We start from the raw sequence: 17128 nt of genomic DNA, 5'->3' as shown, positions 1-17128 counted from the left end.
ATGAGTTTTATCAAGTTATCTGGCTTATTGCTATTGGTTACAGGGCTTTACGCATTTTCTAATCATAGAAATTTGCAAAAAAAAGTTAATGGAATTAATGTGGAGTTCGTTGGTGAGCAGAATTTATATATTACACAAGGGACGGTTAATAAATTGTTAATACAAAATTATGGTCCGCTTACTAATGTGACCAAAGAAAAATTAGTTTTGAATACGATTGAAGAAGTCATTGAGGCCAATGAAATGGTTAAAAATGCGGAAGTTTTTCTATCAGTTGATGGTAAACTAACTTCTAAAATTACTCAGCGAAGACCAATCGGAAGAGTTGAAGGAGATTCAAAGTTTTATTTGGATGATGATGGAAAAAAAATGCCTTTTTCAAATAGTCATTCTGCAAGAGTGCCAATTATAACTGGGGATATAACAGGTAAAGGTCTTGAAGATGCATATGAAATATTGAAATTTATTAATCAGGATGATTTTTTACGCAAAAATGTGATAGGTATTCACATTGAAAGTTTAGAGAATTATCAACTAAAATTCCGAATGGAACAGTTTGTGGTGAATTTGGGAAATATAGAGAATCTTGCAGTTAAGTTTAAAAAGTTCAAAGCTTTTTATAGTAAAGCTGATAAAGATGAATCTTTGAACGAATACGCAATGGTCAATTTAGAATTCAATAACCAAGTAGTGTGCACCAAAATTTAAAATAAATGGAAACAACAAAATATTCAGTAGGTCTCGATATCGGTACAACCAAGATTGTTGCAATCATTGGTAAAGAAAATGAGTACGGTAAAATAGAAGTTTTAGGTATTGGTAAATCGAAAAGCCTAGGTGTACACAGGGGAGTTGTAAATAATATTACACAAACCATTAAATCTATTCAACAAGCTGTAGAAGAGGCTGAAGCTAATTCTGGACTTAAAATTGGATCTGTTGTTGTAGGTATTGCTGGGCAGCATATTCGAAGTCTTCAGCATAGCGATTATATAACACGAACTGACTCTGAAGAGGTTATTAATGATGATGATTTGGATCGTTTGGTAAATCAAGTTTATAAGTTGGTTATGCTACCTGGCGAAGAAATTATCCATGTTCTTCCTCAAGAATATAAAATTGATGGTCAAGCTGAGATAAAGGAGCCTATAGGAATGTATGGGGGTCGTTTAGAAGCTAATTTCCATGTTGTTGTAGGTCAAATATCTTCTATTAGAAATGTAGGAAGATGTATTAAGAGTGCAGGTTTAGATTTAGGTAATATCACACTTGAACCTTTAGCTTCTTCAGATGCTGTTTTAAGTAAAGAAGAAAAAGAAGCAGGAGTGGCACTTATAGATATAGGCGGTGGTACTACCGATTTAGCAATTTTTAAAGATGGCATAATTCGTCATACAGCGGTTATACCATTTGGTGGAGGTGTAATCACTGAAGATATAAAAGAAGGCTGTTCAATAATTGAAAAGCAAGCTGAGCTATTGAAAATGAAATTTGGTTCTGCTTGGCCCGGTGAGAACAAAGACAATGAAATAGTTTCTATACCTGGATTAAGAGGTAGGGAGCCTAAAGAGATTACATTAAAAAATCTTTCTAAAATTATTCACGCTAGGGTAGTGGAGATTATAGAACAGGTTTATGTAGAAATAAAAAACTACGGTCACGAAGAACAAAAGAAAAAATTAATAGCCGGTATTGTTCTTACGGGTGGTGGAAGTCAATTGAAACATTTGAAGCAATTGGTGGAATATATAACCGGTATGGATACCCGAATAGGTTATCCTAATGAACATTTAGCAGGTAACTCTGATGAAGAAATTGCTAGTCCCTTGTATGCTACCGCTGTGGGTTTGTTAATGAATGCCGTACGTAACGGTGAATATCAATCTAATGCAGAAGAAGCAGTAGTTAGCGAAGAGCAAATTGAGGAGTCAGTAGAAGAACTTGTTTTAGCAGGTGAAGAAGAAGTTAAAGAAAACAACCCCCAAGGAAATAAGGAACGTAAGTCCGTTTTTGATAAATGGTCTGAGAAGCTCAAAGACTTTTTAGATAACGCGGAATAAACGAGAATAAAGAATAAGAACATTAACCAGTAATAAAAGTACTATGAGCAATAATAACGAGTTTGAAAATATTTCATTTGATCTCCCAAAAAACCAAAGTAATGTAATAAAGGTGATTGGAGTCGGTGGTGGCGGAAGTAATGCCATCAACCACATGTTCCAATCAGGAATTAACGGAGTCGATTTTATAATTTGTAATACAGACTCTCAGGCATTGAACAATAGTTCAGTGCCAAATAAAATACAGTTGGGAGTTTCATTAACAGAAGGATTGGGAGCTGGTGCTAATCCTGAAGTAGGTGAACAAGCTGCGCTTGAAAGTATGGAAGAAATCAAGCAAATGTTATCTACAACAACTAAAATGATTTTCATAACTGCTGGTATGGGTGGTGGTACAGGTACTGGTGCTGCTCCCGTAATTGCAAGACAAGCCAAAGATTTAGATGTTCTTACTGTTGGTATTGTTACTATGCCTTTTGAATTTGAAGGTAAAATGCGTTGTGAACAAGCTCAAATCGGAATTGAAAAATTAAGAGCTAATGTTGATTCATTAATTGTGATTAATAACAACAAGCTTCGCGAAGTATATGGTAATTTAGGATTCAAAGCTGGATTCTCAAAAGCTGATGAAGTTTTATCTACCGCTGCAAGAGGTATCGCAGAAGTAATAACTCATCACTATACTCAAAATATTGACCTTAGAGATGCAAAAACAGTATTATCTAATAGTGGAACTGCAATAATGGGTTCTGCTATGGCTTCAGGTTCAACCAGAGCTAATGAGGCGATAATGAAAGCTTTAGATTCTCCTCTTTTAAATGATAATAAAATATCTGGTGCTAAAAACGTATTGTTATTGATTGTTTCTGGTTCTCAAGAAATTACTATTGATGAGATAGGAGAAATTAATGATCACATACAAGTTCAGGCCGGTCATGGTGCAAACATAATAATGGGTGTAGGTGAAGATCAAGATATAGGTGAAGCTATTGCAGTAACTGTAATTGCTACAGGGTTTGATATTGATCAACAGAATGAAATTGTAAATACAGAAGCAAAAAAAATAATTCATACACTGGAAGAAGAACAGCGTGCTGAAAGAGATTTAACAGCGCAAAATGTGGTTCATCGTCTAGAAGAGGATGTTGTCGTTCCTGCTCATGCACCTGTAATTAAACATACTTTGATTGATGATACCGAAGAAGAACTAGGTATGGATTTAATACCAACTACAAATTATATTAGAAACTTTAATGTTTTTTATGATGAAGTAATTGAGGAAGTTGCTAAAGGTGAAGTTTCGGAAGACGATTTTGTTATAATTGATTCTACAGAAGCTGCAAAAAATATAGAAGTTGTAGATCCGCAAGAACTTTCTGCTGAAGAGGAAGATCAATTTTCTATAGGATTCGATTTACCTTTGGTTACAGAGAATGAAAAACCAGAAGAAGAAAAGGAACGAATGATAACTTTTGATCTAGAAGAAGAAGTTAATAATCTTGATGTTAAGGATCACGTAGAGGTAATTCCGGTTTTAGAATACAACAAACAAGGTGAAACTCGCTATAGTTTAGATGATTATATGGAACTTGAAAATAAACTTACAGGTGCCAAATCCAAAGCAGAAGAGTTTGAACCAAAAATCGTTGAAGATGAATTAGTTTTCGAAAAGAAAGTTCTTCAAACAAAAGAGAAAATAAAGACTGAAGAGGAATTAGATCCTATGGATAGTCCATTAGAGGAGTTATTGAAGGAAAGAGCAGATGAACGAAGAAGGAAATTAAAAGATTTTAATTATAAGTTTCAAAACAATGTAAATAGCATTGAAGAAATTGAGAAGGAACCTGCTTATAAAAGACAAGGAGTAAATTTAACTGAAAGAACTGCTGAAAATAAAGTTTCTAGAACTTCTTTAGGTGAAGATAGTAATGGAGAAATACAACTTCGTACAAATAATTCTTTCTTGGAAGATAATGTAGATTAAATTTTAGACAAACCTTATTTACAACCCGAAAGCCAACTGTGCTTTCGGGTTTATTTTTTATCTTCGCTTTCTTTTAAAAATTAATAGTTATGGGTTTACAACAAGATGTAATGGAGCAAATGAAGGCTGCTATGAAAGCTAAAGATAGCGTTGCATTAGAATCATTAAGAGCTATTAAATCAGCTTTGTTATTAGCGAATACCGAAAGTGGAGCAGGAGCTTTATCGGAGGACGATGAAGTGAAATTGATTCAGAAATTAGTTAAGCAACGAAAAGATAGTGCCGCCATATTCAATAAACAAGGTCGTGCTGATCTTGCTGAACCTGAGTTGGCACAAGTTGCCGTAATCGAACAATTTTTACCGGAGCAATTAACAACGGAAGAGGTTGAAAAAGTTGTGGTAAAAACTATTGCAGCTACTGGAGCTTCAGGTATGAAAGATATGGGTAAGGTTATGGGTATGGTTTCAAAAGAATTAGCTGGTAAAACAGATGGAAAAACTATTTCTACGATAGTTAAGAATAAATTATCTTAGCGGATTAATAAATTAAAGGCCGCGTGGCGCAACTGAATAGCGCATCAGATTTCGGCTCTGAGGGTTGGGGGTTTGAATCCCTTCGCGGTCACGAATAAATCAAAACACCACTTGTCAAATCAAGCTTGCTTGAATTTGTAAGAGTGGTGTTTTGATTTTCAAAGCGTAGCTTTAAGGGAAAGGCGCAGCCAATCCCTTAAAAAGATTAATCAAGCTTGCTTGAACTTTGATTTTCGAAGCGGATTTACCTCCTAAATGCTTATTTAAAAACTTAAATGGTTATTTTACTTTAATGGGTTTTAGATAATCTTTTGTCATATCATAAGGCAGTTTCCAAATGTTACCGTTAAAATTGCCAAAATATAATTCCGATTTACTAAAAGCATGTGAATCTCCGTCAGACCAGAAAAAGTCGAAAGGAGCTTTATTGTCAACTGGGCGGCGGACGTAAGAATGACTCAGTTTACTATTACTGGTTAATGTTCTTTGTTTGATCCATGTATTACCTCTATTTTTTGATGTCCAAATTGCTAATTCACCACCAACACCCCAAGCTTGTGGACCTTTTTCGGTTGGACCAACAACACTCCAATTATCGTTGTCAATAAAAAGACTACCCATATCATAATTATGGTCTGAAGTGGTTACTACCGAAGTTTTCCAAGTAGTTCCATTCCATTTAGTTACGCACCATTCATAAGGTGCACTTTTTGGTCCAGGTTCATGCCCATTACTTCTAATATATAAACAAGCTGGGTTGCCATTACTATCAAAACCCATGTCTTTTACATATATATTCTTATTTGAAGCGGCATAATCTTCGACTCTAACATCACTTTCTAGTGTTTTAATAGGTAGTTGTAATTGTTTATCTTCAATACTGGTCCAAGTGTCGCCAAAGTCTTTAGATTGTATGTAATAAAGATCTGTGCGTTTGTCTACATTCCCGTTTGGGTGTCTATTAAAAAAAGTTCCAACTAATTTATTTTCAAACGTATTACTAGTTTGATAATGTCCGGATTTTTCACCCTCATTTATGGGAATAGCTGCTAACATTTTATCTTCTGTCCAAGTCTTTCCATCTATACTTGTTTCGAAATACAATTGTCGAACGCCTGTATATTTTGTAAAAAAATGAAAGAACCCATCTTTTGTTTTCCAAGGTTGAGGGTAGGTCATTTCTTCCTCTGTTATCTTAGTAAATTCGTCTATCGAATATGGCTTTGTGCTTTTGTATTTAAAACCAGGTCGCTTTTTTCCACGTCCACTAATAAAAACCCAAATAAACCCATTATTGTCAATTAATAATGACGGATTGTCATGAGGGTCGTTCACTCCCTGTTTGTCATAAACTACCGTTGGCTTGGAAACCATACCCGTTTTATGGTTGTATTCTCCAATCATGCACAATAAATATTTTTCATCTTTTGAGGTAGTTCCCCCATAGACAAAAAAAGTTTTATCAACCGCTTTGGAATAGATGGCTAACGGAACATGCTTTGCAGTGTATGTGCTTAGCGCACCAGAATATTTATCTCCAAATTCATATTTCTGATTTAATTCAAACCAAATGCCTTTATAGCCATCAATTTTTGTGTTAGATAACTCTTGACCATTACTATGACCAACTGTAAGGCATATAAATATAATTATTAGTGTTCTCAATCTTTAACAATATTTTTCATTATTTGTTTCGCGTGAATTCTCGAATTCTCAATAAACCATTTATGGGTTTCCATTCCTCCACAAACAACACCAGCCAAATAGAGTCTTTCTATATTAGTCTCCATAGTCTCCGGATTGTATTTAGGAAGTCGTTTTTCGTCTTCTGAAAGTGTAATTCCCATTTTAAGGAGGAAATCAAAATTTGGTGTGTATCCGGTTAACGCAAGAACAAAATCGTTTTTTAGTGTAATCTGCCCACTAGGTGTGTTTATAATAACATTACTTTCTGTAATTTCCGTAACAGTAGAATTGTAATATGCAGTAATACTTTCTTCCTCAATTCTATTTATAATATCGGGTCGTACCCAATACTTTACACGATGCCCAATTTCGGGCCCACGTACAATTAGTGAAACTTCAGCACCTTTTCGCCAACATTCTAATGCGGCATCTATTGCTGAATTGCTGGCTCCTAAAATGGCTACTTTCTGTCCCGAAAAATAATGTGGATCGTTATAATAGTGCGATACCTTGGGTAAATCTTCACCAGGAACATTTATCTTATTTGGCAAATCGTAAAAGCCAGTAGCGATTATAACATTGTTTGATGTGTAAGTATTCTTACTAGTTTTGATTTTAAAAATATTACCATCCTTAGTAACCGATTCTACTAATTCAAAAAGATTAATACTAATATTATTTGTAGTTACAATTCTTCGGTAGTATTCTAGAGCTTCATTTTTTTTTGGCTTAGCTTCTGTACTTATAAAAGGAATATTATCTAGCTCTAACCGCTCTGAAGTAGAAAAAAATTGCATGTTTTTCGGATAATTATAAAGTGAATTTACAATTGGTCCTTTTTCTATAATAACATAATTTAGTCCGTTTTTCTTTGCTTCAAGTGCACAAGCAATACCAATAGGTCCGCCACCTACTATTACAACATCATACTCATTCATTAACTTGTAATTTCTTTTAGTTCACTAATTGTTTTAGTTGGACTTTGACTCTTAAAAACAAAACTTCCGGCTACTAAAACGTCAGCCCCAGCATCAACAAGTGCTTTAGCGTTTTTAGATGTTACCCCACCATCGATTTCAATTAAGGTCTTTGCACCTTTTCTATTAATTAATGCTTTTAAATCTTTAATCTTATTATAAGTGTTTTCAATAAAAGATTGTCCGCCAAACCCAGGGTTCACACTCATTAAACAGACTAAATCTGCATCGTTTATAATATCTTCCAATAAACCTATATTGGTATGTGGATTCATAGCCACACCAGCTTTCATGCCAGCACTTTTAATTGCTTGAAGTGTTCTGTGCAAGTGAGTACATGCCTCATAATGTACTGTAAGATTAGCTGCGCCCAAATTGGCGAATGTTTCAATATACCGGTCTGGGTCCACTATCATTAAGTGCACATCTAAAGGTTTTGTGGCATGCTGATGTATAGTTTTTACAACCGGCATTCCATAAGAGATGTTGGGAACAAATACTCCATCCATAATATCTAAATGATGCCAATCGGCTGTACTATCATTTACCATTTCAACATCACGTTGTAGATTGCCAAAATCAGCAGCAAGTAATGAAGGTGCTATTTTTGTATTACTCATTTTAATACTCTTAATTATTTCAAAAAGGTCTATTCCAAAATGGAATGTTTAAACCTTTTTCTTAAATGATGAAAATCGCCTGATCTTCCTTTAAGGTAAAATAAGGCGATTTTATTGACTTTTTAAAATAAACAAGTTTATTTATCTCCAGTATAAATCTTATGATTTTTATCTCCACCTGATAATAAATAGGCAAAAAGATCTGTAAGCTCTTGCTCATTTAATCTATTTATTAAACCTGGAGGCATTGGTGATACCGGTGATAATTCTTGTTTATCAACATCTGTTTTTGCTAATTTAAGGGTGTATGAAGGATTGTAAGCATTTGGCATGATACTTAAAGAATCGCCTTCTTCCGAAATCAAACGACCAATTACTTTTTTACCGTCTTTTGTGTAAAAGATTGTATTTGAATATTGATCAGAAATTTCTTCACTAGGACTGACCAAAGCGAAGGTTAAATCGTAGCTGCTAAATTTTGTATGCATTTGTGTTAAATCCGGACCAGTAGCTCCGCCTTCACCTTTCATTCTATGACAAGTAATACAAAGGGCTGCTTTATAGGCTCTCACTCCATCTTCAATTGACCCTTTATATGGATTGCTATGAGCACTAAATGCAGCTCTTGCTTGAGGCATAGTATATGCTTTTCCAGGGCCTATTGGATCCGGCAAGTCCGCCAAATCATCTGCTGGTGAATAAATGCCTGATATTTCTTCAAAATACTCTTTATCGTTACTTGGAACCTTTGCCATAGCTTCTTGCCTTACATTTTCAATGTATGCTTTAAAACTCATTCCTCCTTTAGAACTCATTACATCAAAAAACCATTTGAAATACTTTTCGCGCAATTCTTTTGTCCATCCCACTTCAGCATGACTTAAAAGCATACCATAATAAATAGATTCACTCGGTGGCATTTTTGCTATTACATCTCTAATTAATGGACCATATTGTTCACTTCGCATTGAAGCTTCTTCAGAGAGCATTTCAACACCTTCAGTAATAGTTTTTTCTTTAGCATGTTTTTCAAGAAGATTTACTAAACCTTCTGTTGCACCATCAGCTTTTAGAAACAATAAAACTTGTGCTAATTCTCTATTTACTGTATTGTTAGCATGAGGAAAGTAAGTGTTTAACTTTTTTCCAGTTGCAATTCTAGATGCATTATTCGGTTCTCCCATTCTAATAAATAAAAGCTCATATGCACGTAAAATATCAATTTGATCTTTTTGTGTTAGGGTTTCTAAATTTAATTGATTGAGCTTCTCTAAAATCTTTGATTGTAAATTTTTATTTCCTTGATGAGCTAAAGCAATACTTGCTTCTACAATTTTAGTTGGATTTTTTTCGTCAAAAAAACGTTGTTGCCAATCGGCTATTGGTTGGTGTTCTAAGGCAACTCTGGAAGCATAGCGTATGAACCTGTCATCACTATTTAAATTATCCCATGCAAGTACAATGCCCTCTGCAGATTGTTCTGAGTGAAATTTTTCAATACTACGTCTTAATTCTCGCGCTTCTTTACCTACAGTATTTTCAGTTAATGCAGCTTTCTCAGTATCACCTCCAATATATTTAAGTCTGTAAAAGTGTGAATCTATTCTTCTACCCCCCGTTGCAAAATATAAATTACCATCCGCACCGGCTATCATATCAGTTAAGGGTAGGGGAGTACCGGATAAAAACTCCTCTCTGCTACCTGTGTAAGTACTGCCTTCTGGTTTTAGGTCAATAAAATAAATGGTCCCAAAACTCCAATCCATAATTAATATTCCTTCATCATATTTTGAAGGGAAATTTAATCGGTCACCGGCTAAAACGGCTGTTGGCGAACCTTGCTCTAAATTATGAACTGCTGGTAAAGCATCTGGGTAATACGCTGGCCATTTTCCAGACCCTGTTCTCCATCCAAATTCACTTCCACTCGTAACATGGCAAATCCGTGTTGGTCTGTACCAAGGCATTCCTATGTCCCATTCCATATCTGCATCGTAAGCAAATAATTCCCCGTCTTTATTAAAAGCCATATCAAACGGATTTCTATAACCTGCTGAAATCAATTCCCAATCTGTTCCTTCAGGATTAAATTTAGCTATCCAACCCCCTGGAGCCTTTATATCATTAGCATGTCCACGTGCATCAAGATAAGGTGTGAATAGGTTATCTTCTCCCCAATTAGAGGGAAGTCTTGTTTTTGCTTTAACAACATCTGGAACTAATACATGATTTCCAGCAATGAAATATAATTCTTTGCCATCAGGTGAGGTTAAAAAACTATGTGGTCCATGTTCACCAGCACCATCTAATTTTAAGAGTGAATCAATTTTATCTAATTCACCATCGTTATCAGAATCAGTAAGTCGATATATACCACTACCATATTCTTCATCGTCTGGCACATCATCTTGCCATCTTTTGTTAACGGCTACATATAAACTGTTAAATGCCCAATGTAAACCATGCGCTTCACCAATAGGAAGGTTTAGAGGTTTAACATCGGTGGCTTTTATAGTGCTACCAGCTGCAGGAGCATTAAATTGATATATTTTACCATATTGGTCACATGCAAACATTTTGTTTTCAGGACCTTGAGCTAATGCAACCCAAGAGCCTTGTTCATGATCGCTGGGACTGTATAATTCTTCAAGTTCGAAACCTGAAGGAAGATTGATTGTAATGCTATCCAGAACTACGGTATTTAGCTCAGCTGATTCATTGGTTTTTTTGTCTTCTTTTTTACAAGAAAAAATAATAATTAATAATAAAAATAGGAGTTTGGTCGTCTTCATTCTTTATAAATTTTTCGAACTTGAAGATACCAAAAATAATTTGACCAAAAGGTTAGAAAACTATGTTAAGATTGGAGTTTGATAAATTTATAACCAATTCTAAATTGAATGTAATATTCTTTTGTAGTCTTAAAAAAGGTTAATTATGATTTTAATTGTCGCAACCCTTCATAAACAGTAATTCCGACAGAATTTGCTAAATTTAAACTTCGAATATGTTTGCTGTATAATGGAATTTTATACAACTCTTTAGAATTGTTGTTTAATATTTCTTCTGATAAGCCAACGGATTCTTTTCCAAAGACTAAATACATGTCTTCTTTAAAAGATATTGACCAATGATTTTTCGAACCATGGCTCGAAAAGTACACCATATTTTTATCTTTATTCATCGCGTAGAATTCTTCGATGTTTTCGTAAATAAAAAGGGAAATGTGTTTCCAATAGTCTAAACCTGCACGTTTTAAGCGGGCATCATTTATTTCAAATCCAAATGGTTTTACAAGATGTAGTGTTGAATCTGTTGCCAGAGCTAAACGGCCAATATTTCCTGTATTGTTGGGAATCTCTGGCTCTACTAATACAATATTCAACCCCATTATTTATCTATTGATTTTAAATATAAATGTTCAACTTTTTCCCGCGCCCAAGGAGTTTTACGTAAGAATTTTAATGATGATTTTATAGATGGATTACTTTTAAAACACTTAATGTTTACTTGGCCAGCAAGATCCTCCCATTCATATTTTTCAGTGAGAAATTCTAATATGTCAAGCAATTTTACACCATGGAGGGGATTATTAAGTTGCTGCTTAGGAGTTTTTATTTGTTTATTAATATTGTTTTTCAATTTCTAATTAATTTAATTGGCCTTAAACGCTTCGTCCCAATTGTCTGTTCTAAATGAAGAAGAAGGTAAAAGATACGTGTCGTACAGTGTACCTTCTATCCAATTGCGCCATGCATATCTAACAGCTTTTGGTGATGGTACTTGTTTGCTTGTTACAAATACAAATTTGCGATCAATAATTTTAGCCTCAGCGGGATAAAATACTTTATCCTCTCCTGCAATTTCGAATCCTTTTAAACCTTTGAAAGAATACAAACCAGTTTCTGCATTTTCAAAACTTAATATAACACCGTCTTCCTTTATCTCGTGAGATTTATATAAAGGCCCTTTGTAATCTACTGTTGAAAATCCATAGGTTTTGTTTAGTGCATTATACAATAATCGGTCAGCCACTTCTTTCTTCTTGGCTGGGTGAATGCATTCGGCTTCACCAATATCCATTGTTATCGCTATTCCAGAATTTGCAATTAAATCTAAACATTGTAATTGTACTTCGCGAATAAAGGCAGAATTTGCCGAAGTAGTGAATACTTCATTATCACCATATAAATAAGGTGCAATTTGTACAAAGTAAAAAGGGAAATCACCTATATTCCATTTGGTCCGCCAATCTTCTACCATAGCTGGGAAAAGTTCTTTGTATTTATGTGGTTCATTTCTGTTTGACTCTCCTTGGTACCATAATGCGCCTTTAATAGTGTACGGTATAAGTGGGTGTATCATTGCATTGTATAAAGCGGTTGGTATGTGATTTGTACCTTTGGTAATATTGACCGCACTAAGGTCTACTTTTTCAAATGATTCCATTTTATCTTTGCTTAACCAGGCTTGCACACTACTGCCCCCCCATGAAGTGTGAATCATTCCTACTGGAACATCCAGTATTTTTTGCAATTGTTGCCCATAAAAAAAAGCGATTGCACTAAATTCACTTACATTTTCAGGACTAGCAGATTGCCATTCAACATATTTTTCTACATTTTTTATAGGTTCTTTTGCACCTAATCTTTCAACGGTAAATAATCTTAAATTTGGATTTTTGGATGTTGTTATAGCTTCCAATGCGCCGAAAGTTGGTTGACCCGTATACCCATTTAATGGTTGTTGCATGTTCGATTGGCCAGAACAAAGCCAAACTTCTCCGAATAAGATATCCTCCAATAGAATTTCAGATTCGTTGCCTTTTATTTTTATTGTTTGAGCTTTTTTGCTGTTAGTTGTTTGTAGCTCTAGCTTCCAATTTCCTTCTTTATCTGTTTTCGAATAAAGCGTTTCATTCAACCAAGATGTATTTATGATAATTCTTTCATTGGGATCTGCCCATCCCCAAAGAATAACTTTTGTATTACGTTGCAATACCATGTGAGATGAAACAATAGCGGGAAGTTTTATTTCAGCAGTAATGGGTGTGCTGAACATTAGTGAGATAACAAATAAAAATAAAAATCGAGTTTTGGTCATTAGTTTGGTTTTTGAATTTTACTAATTATAAGCTGAAATTAAAAATTAAGCCTATAATACTTCCCTATATTTTATAGTAGTATTTATAAAAATAGGAATTTATACCAATGTAATAACCATAAATGAAAAAACTCCGGTAATCAGCCGGAGTTTATTCATCAATCAAAAAACGAACAGTCATGATAAACTGTTGTTACGTTGTACAAATTACAATTAATATGCCAAAAATACAATCAAAGCATTTTTAACATTTTGTATTTTGTCTATCCAAGATAAGTTTTCAAGATTTTACTTCTTGAGGTATGCTTTAATCTACGAATCGCTTTTTCTTTAATTTGACGAACTCTTTCTCTTGTAAGATCAAAAGTTTCACCAATTTCTTCTAAAGTCATAGAATGTTGACCCGCTAAACCGAAGTACAAACGAATAACGTCTGCCTCACGAGGAGTCAATGTTTCTAATGCGCGCTCAATTTCAGTACGCAAAGATTCATGTAACAATTCTTTGTCTGGATTTGGAGACTCTCCACTACGAAGTACATCGTAAAGGTTAGAATCCTCCCCGTCAATTAATGGTGCATCCATAGATACGTGACGACCAGAATTTTTCAAAGATTGTTTAACATCATCAACAGTCATATCCAATTCTTTCGCAATTTCTTCAGGAGAAGGCATACGTTCATGCGCTTGTTCTAAAAAGGCAAAAGTTTTGTTGATCTTGTTGATAGATCCAATTTTGTTTAATGGTAAACGAACAATACGAGATTGTTCTGCTAACGCTTGTAAGATAGATTGACGAATCCACCAAACTGCGTAAGAAATAAATTTGAAACCACGAGTTTCATCAAAACGTTGTGCCGCTTTTATCAATCCTAAGTTTCCTTCATTGATTAAGTCCGGCAGAGTAAGGCCCTGGTTTTGGTACTGCTTGGCAACTGATACAACGAATCGAAGATTGGCCTTTGTTAGTTTTTCAAGAGCGATCTGGTCGCCTGCCTTGATACGTTGTGCCAATTCTACTTCTTCATCTGCTGTAATCAAGTCTACTTTGCCGATTTCTTGCAAGTACTTGTCCAAAGATGCGGTCTCCCTGTTGGTGACCTGTTTTGTAATTTTAAGCTGTCTCATGTACGGGGATTAAATTCATATTGCATAGACTGCATATACTTATACGTAGAAACTTGAGAAATGTTACAAAATGAGGAAAAAAACTTTAAATAATAGTTAAACGGTACAAAAAACCCCATTTGCCAATGGCATCTGGGGTCTTTAAAATTGAATAAAGGTAATTATTAATCTCTTCGAGGTTTACGATCACGATTATCTCGACGATCATTTCTTCGATCATTATTTCTACGTGGTGGTCTTTCTACAAAACCTTCTGGTTTTTCTAATAAAGCTTTGCGAGAAACTTTCTCTTTACGAGTTCTAGGGTCAGTACCTAAATACTTTACCTCAAACTCATCACCCATATTAACAACATCAGAAACGTTTTCCGTACGTTCCCAAGCTAACTCAGATACATGTAATAATGTTTCGTTGCCTGGAGCATCAAGATACTCAACAACAGCACCGAAATCTAACATTTTTATTACTTTAACCTTATATGATTCATTCATCTGAGGTTTGAACATCAATGAATCAATCTTAGTTATAACGGCATCAATACCTGTTTGATCTGTACCTAATATTTCAACGATTCCTTCTTCAGTAACAGGGTCTTCGTTAATAACAATAGTTGTACCCGTTTCTTTTTGAAGCTCTTGAATTACTTTTCCTCCTGGTCCGATAAGTGCACCTATAAATTCATTAGGAATGATACGGGTTACCATTTTAGGAGAATGCGGTTTCACATCTGAAGCTGGCGCTGCAATAGTATCAGTTAATTTTGTAAGAATATGTAAACGACCTTCTTTAGCTTGATTTAAAGCATTTACTAAAATCTCATAAGAAAGACCTTTTACTTTAATATCCATTTGACAAGCAGTAATACCGTCGGCAGTACCTGTTACTTTAAAGTCCATGTCTCCTAAGTGATCTTCATCACCTAAAATATCAGAAAGTACAGCGTATTTTCCAGAATCAGCATCGGATATTAGTCCCATTGCAATACCAGAAACTGGTTTTTTCAATTGAACACCTGCATCCATCATTGCCATAGTACCAGAACAAACAGTAGCCATCGAAGATGAACCGTTAGATTCTAAAACTTCTGAAACTACACGTACCGTATACGGACAGTCATCAGGTACCATTCCTTTCAACGCTCTTTGTGCAAGGTTTCCATGGCCAACTTCTCTACGAGATGTTCCTCGAATAGGTCTTGCTTCACCAGTAGAAAAAGGAGGGAAGTTATAATGTAAATAAAAATTCTCTTCACCTTCGTAAGATGGCATGTCTATTTTATTGGCATCTCTAGATGTACCTAAAGTAACTGTAGCCAATGCTTGTGTTTCTCCACGTGTAAAGATAGCAGAACCGTGAGTAGAGGGTAAATAATCTACTTCACACCAAATAGGACGAATCTCATTAGTTTTACGTCCATCTAAACGTAAACCTTCATTTAATGTTAAATCTCTTACAGCTGCTTTTTCAGCTTTGCTGTAGTATTTTGAAACCAATCCGCCAAAATCAGCTAATTCCTCTTCTGAGAAAGTTGCTTTAATCTCTTCTTTGATTTCGCCGAATGCAGCGCTTCTTTCATGCTTAGCAGAACCTGCTTTTGCAACAGCATAAACTTTATCGTATGCTAAGTCATGAACTTTTTTTGCTAATTCTTCATCAGTTCTTTCTGGCTCATATTCACGAACTTCTTTCTTACCGAATGCTTCTGCTAATTTTAATTGAGCAGCACATTGAACTTTTATAGCTTCATGAGCGAATTTAATAGCTTCAGTCATTTCTTCTTCAGAAATTTCATCCATCTCGCCCTCTACCATCATAACTGAATCAGCAGAAGCGCCAATCATCATATCGATGTCTGATTCTGCTAATTGAGCTCTTGTAGGGTTGATAACGAATTCTCCGTTTACACGACCTACTCTTGCTTCAGAAATAGCACATTCAAATGGAAAATCTGAAAGTTGTATTGCAGCTGATGCTGCTAAACCAGCCATTGCATCAGGCATTACGTCATCATCATGAGACATTAATTGAATCATTACCTGTGTTTCGGAATGATAATCTTTTGGGAAAAGCGGACGCAATACACGGTCCACTAAACGCATAGTTAAAACTTCACCATCACTTGGTCTTGCTTCTCTTTTGAAGAAACCACCTGGGTAACGACCAGCGGCAGCAAATTTTTCACGGTAGTCTACCGTAAGTGGTAAAAAGTCTACGTCACTTTGTTTGTAGTTCGATACTACTGTACATAATAACATACATTTACCAGATTGAACAACAACAGAGCCATGTGCCTGTTTTGCCAATTTTCCAGTTTCGATAGAAATTTCTCTACCGTCACCAAGGTCTATGACCTCTCTAAATACTTTTGGAATCATAAAATTGATTTGTATCTGCCAATGGGCAGACTGTTAAACAATGGTCATCCGGATGTTGAGGCCGGAAGGTTGTGTTGCTGTATGTGCCGTTGGCACTGACCAATGAAAAACTATAAGTAGCTTTTAATTTGCCTTACATTACTAAGGACTTTTACTAAAATATTCCTATGCTAAAATGAATTCAGCATAATTTAAAAATGGGGAAAGCTAACTTTCCCCATTTTAATATTTACTTTCTAATACCTAATTCTTTGATTAATTCACGATATTTTACAATATCCTTCTTTATCATATAATCTAAAAGACTTCTTCTTTTACCTACTAGTTTTACTAAAGAACGTTCTGTGTTATAGTCTTTATGATTCTTTTTTAAATGTCCTGTCAAATGATTGATTCTGTGTGTGAATAATGCAATTTGACCTTCTGTAGAACCTGTGTTCTCTGCTTTTCCGCCGTGTTTCTTAAAGATTTCGGCTTTTACTTCTTTTGTTAAGTACATGCAAATATTATTGTAAATGATTATTATGTATCTGACTGATTCTCAATCAGCGTGCAAATATAGTACTATTATGCGTTTTTCTAAATGGAAAGACACTTTTTTTATATATCTTATTGATATGTAAAAAAAGTGTCTTGTTTTATTTTAACCCAAATTACGTA

General features: G+C 34.8%; 14 protein-coding genes and 1 tRNA gene. 5 read left to right on the top strand and 10 right to left on the bottom strand.

Annotation, left to right across the window (positions count from 1 at the left end; translation table 11 throughout):
- The 5 genes from ABJF52_RS03500 to ABJF52_RS03480 all read left to right on the top strand — a co-directional run bounded on the left by ABJF52_RS03500 (nucleotide 1) and on the right by ABJF52_RS03480 (nucleotide 4671).
- Nucleotides 1–708, top strand: a complete 708-nt coding sequence (locus ABJF52_RS03500; RefSeq protein ID WP_348146362.1) for a hypothetical protein — start codon at nucleotides 1–3, stop codon at nucleotides 706–708.
- A gap of 5 nt (nucleotides 709–713) precedes the next feature.
- Nucleotides 714–2060 (top strand): cell division protein FtsA, encoded by a 1347-nt coding sequence (gene ftsA, locus ABJF52_RS03495; protein WP_348146360.1) that lies wholly within the window; start codon nucleotides 714–716, stop codon nucleotides 2058–2060.
- A 43-nt stretch (nucleotides 2061–2103) separates the two neighbouring features.
- A complete protein-coding gene (ftsZ, locus tag ABJF52_RS03490; protein WP_348146359.1) occupies nucleotides 2104–4044 on the top strand; it encodes a cell division protein FtsZ in 1941 nt (646 codons plus the stop codon).
- A gap of 89 nt (nucleotides 4045–4133) precedes the next feature.
- Entirely contained in the window at nucleotides 4134–4580 is a 447-nt protein-coding gene (locus tag ABJF52_RS03485; RefSeq protein WP_348146357.1) for a GatB/YqeY domain-containing protein, read from the top strand.
- A 17-nt stretch (nucleotides 4581–4597) separates the two neighbouring features.
- Nucleotides 4598–4671 (top strand) — tRNA-Arg (locus tag ABJF52_RS03480).
- A 188-nt stretch (nucleotides 4672–4859) separates the two neighbouring features.
- Here ABJF52_RS03480 and ABJF52_RS03475 read toward each other — a convergent pair.
- The 10 genes from ABJF52_RS03475 to rpsO form a co-directional block, all read right to left on the bottom strand.
- Nucleotides 4860–6245 (bottom strand): BNR-4 repeat-containing protein, encoded by a 1386-nt coding sequence (locus tag ABJF52_RS03475; protein WP_348146354.1) that lies wholly within the window; start codon nucleotides 6243–6245, stop codon nucleotides 4860–4862.
- On the bottom strand, nucleotides 6242–7204 hold the full coding sequence (locus tag ABJF52_RS03470; RefSeq protein ID WP_348146351.1) for a YpdA family putative bacillithiol disulfide reductase: 963 nt from the start codon (nucleotides 7202–7204) through the stop codon (nucleotides 6242–6244). The genes ABJF52_RS03475 and ABJF52_RS03470 overlap by 4 nt, the downstream gene beginning before the upstream one ends.
- The gene (gene rpe, locus ABJF52_RS03465) at nucleotides 7204–7863 is read right to left on the bottom strand and encodes a ribulose-phosphate 3-epimerase (protein ID WP_348146349.1); all 660 of its coding nucleotides are present in this window, start codon (nucleotides 7861–7863) and stop codon (nucleotides 7204–7206) included. Before rpe ends, ABJF52_RS03470 begins: the two co-directional genes overlap by 1 nt.
- Before the next feature lie 137 nt (nucleotides 7864–8000).
- Entirely contained in the window at nucleotides 8001–10655 is a 2655-nt protein-coding gene (locus tag ABJF52_RS03460) for a c-type cytochrome (protein ID WP_348146346.1), read from the bottom strand.
- A 143-nt stretch (nucleotides 10656–10798) separates the two neighbouring features.
- A complete protein-coding gene (locus tag ABJF52_RS03455; RefSeq protein WP_348146344.1) occupies nucleotides 10799–11254 on the bottom strand; it encodes a tRNA (cytidine(34)-2'-O)-methyltransferase in 456 nt (151 codons plus the stop codon).
- Nucleotides 11254–11505 (bottom strand): VF530 family protein, encoded by a 252-nt coding sequence (locus ABJF52_RS03450; protein ID WP_348146341.1) that lies wholly within the window; start codon nucleotides 11503–11505, stop codon nucleotides 11254–11256. The genes ABJF52_RS03455 and ABJF52_RS03450 overlap by 1 nt, the downstream gene beginning before the upstream one ends.
- Nucleotides 11506–11517: 12 nt before the next feature.
- Nucleotides 11518–12966, bottom strand: coding sequence for a sialate O-acetylesterase (locus ABJF52_RS03445; protein WP_348146338.1), 1449 nt, complete (start codon nucleotides 12964–12966; stop codon nucleotides 11518–11520).
- A 263-nt stretch (nucleotides 12967–13229) separates the two neighbouring features.
- Nucleotides 13230–14093 (bottom strand): sigma-70 family RNA polymerase sigma factor, encoded by an 864-nt coding sequence (locus tag ABJF52_RS03440; protein ID WP_099573084.1) that lies wholly within the window; start codon nucleotides 14091–14093, stop codon nucleotides 13230–13232.
- Between the two features lie 164 nt (nucleotides 14094–14257).
- Nucleotides 14258–16468 carry a polyribonucleotide nucleotidyltransferase gene (locus ABJF52_RS03435; protein ID WP_348146334.1) on the bottom strand — a complete coding sequence of 737 codons (2211 nt, stop codon included), beginning with the start codon at nucleotides 16466–16468 and terminating at the stop codon, nucleotides 14258–14260.
- Nucleotides 16469–16697: 229 nt separating this feature from the next.
- Nucleotides 16698–16967: a 30S ribosomal protein S15 gene (gene rpsO, locus ABJF52_RS03430; RefSeq protein ID WP_068482293.1), complete on the bottom strand. Its 270-nt coding sequence runs from the start codon at nucleotides 16965–16967 to the stop codon at nucleotides 16698–16700.
- Nucleotides 16968–17128: the final 161 nt, after the last annotated feature.

The organism is Aurantibacter sp. (assembly GCF_039941195.1).
Classification (GTDB): Bacteria; Bacteroidota; Bacteroidia; order Flavobacteriales; family Flavobacteriaceae; genus Aurantibacter_A.
This window is presented reverse-complemented; position numbering and strand designations above follow the sequence as displayed.

Bases quoted from the DNA above. Each gene is read 5' to 3' on its own strand.
- ABJF52_RS03455 (WP_348146344.1), bottom strand. From the start codon at position 11,254: ATGGGGTTGAATATTGTATTAGTAGAGCCAGAGATTCCCAACAATACA.
- ABJF52_RS03470 (WP_348146351.1), bottom strand. From the start codon at position 7,204: ATGAATGAGTATGATGTTGTAATAGTAGGTGGCGGACCTATTGGTATT.
- ABJF52_RS03435 (WP_348146334.1), bottom strand. From the start codon at position 16,468: ATGATTCCAAAAGTATTTAGAGAGGTCATAGACCTTGGTGACGGTAGA.
- rpe (WP_348146349.1), bottom strand. From the start codon at position 7,863: ATGAGTAATACAAAAATAGCACCTTCATTACTTGCTGCTGATTTTGGC.
- ABJF52_RS03460 (WP_348146346.1), bottom strand. From the start codon at position 10,655: ATGAAGACGACCAAACTCCTATTTTTATTATTAATTATTATTTTTTCT.
- rpsO (WP_068482293.1), bottom strand. From the start codon at position 16,967: ATGTACTTAACAAAAGAAGTAAAAGCCGAAATCTTTAAGAAACACGGC.
- ftsZ (WP_348146359.1), top strand. From the start codon at position 2,104: ATGAGCAATAATAACGAGTTTGAAAATATTTCATTTGATCTCCCAAAA.
- ABJF52_RS03500 (WP_348146362.1), top strand. From the start codon at position 1: ATGAGTTTTATCAAGTTATCTGGCTTATTGCTATTGGTTACAGGGCTT.
- ABJF52_RS03445 (WP_348146338.1), bottom strand. From the start codon at position 12,966: ATGACCAAAACTCGATTTTTATTTTTATTTGTTATCTCACTAATGTTC.
- ABJF52_RS03485 (WP_348146357.1), top strand. From the start codon at position 4,134: ATGGGTTTACAACAAGATGTAATGGAGCAAATGAAGGCTGCTATGAAA.
- ftsA (WP_348146360.1), top strand. From the start codon at position 714: ATGGAAACAACAAAATATTCAGTAGGTCTCGATATCGGTACAACCAAG.
- ABJF52_RS03440 (WP_099573084.1), bottom strand. From the start codon at position 14,093: ATGAGACAGCTTAAAATTACAAAACAGGTCACCAACAGGGAGACCGCA.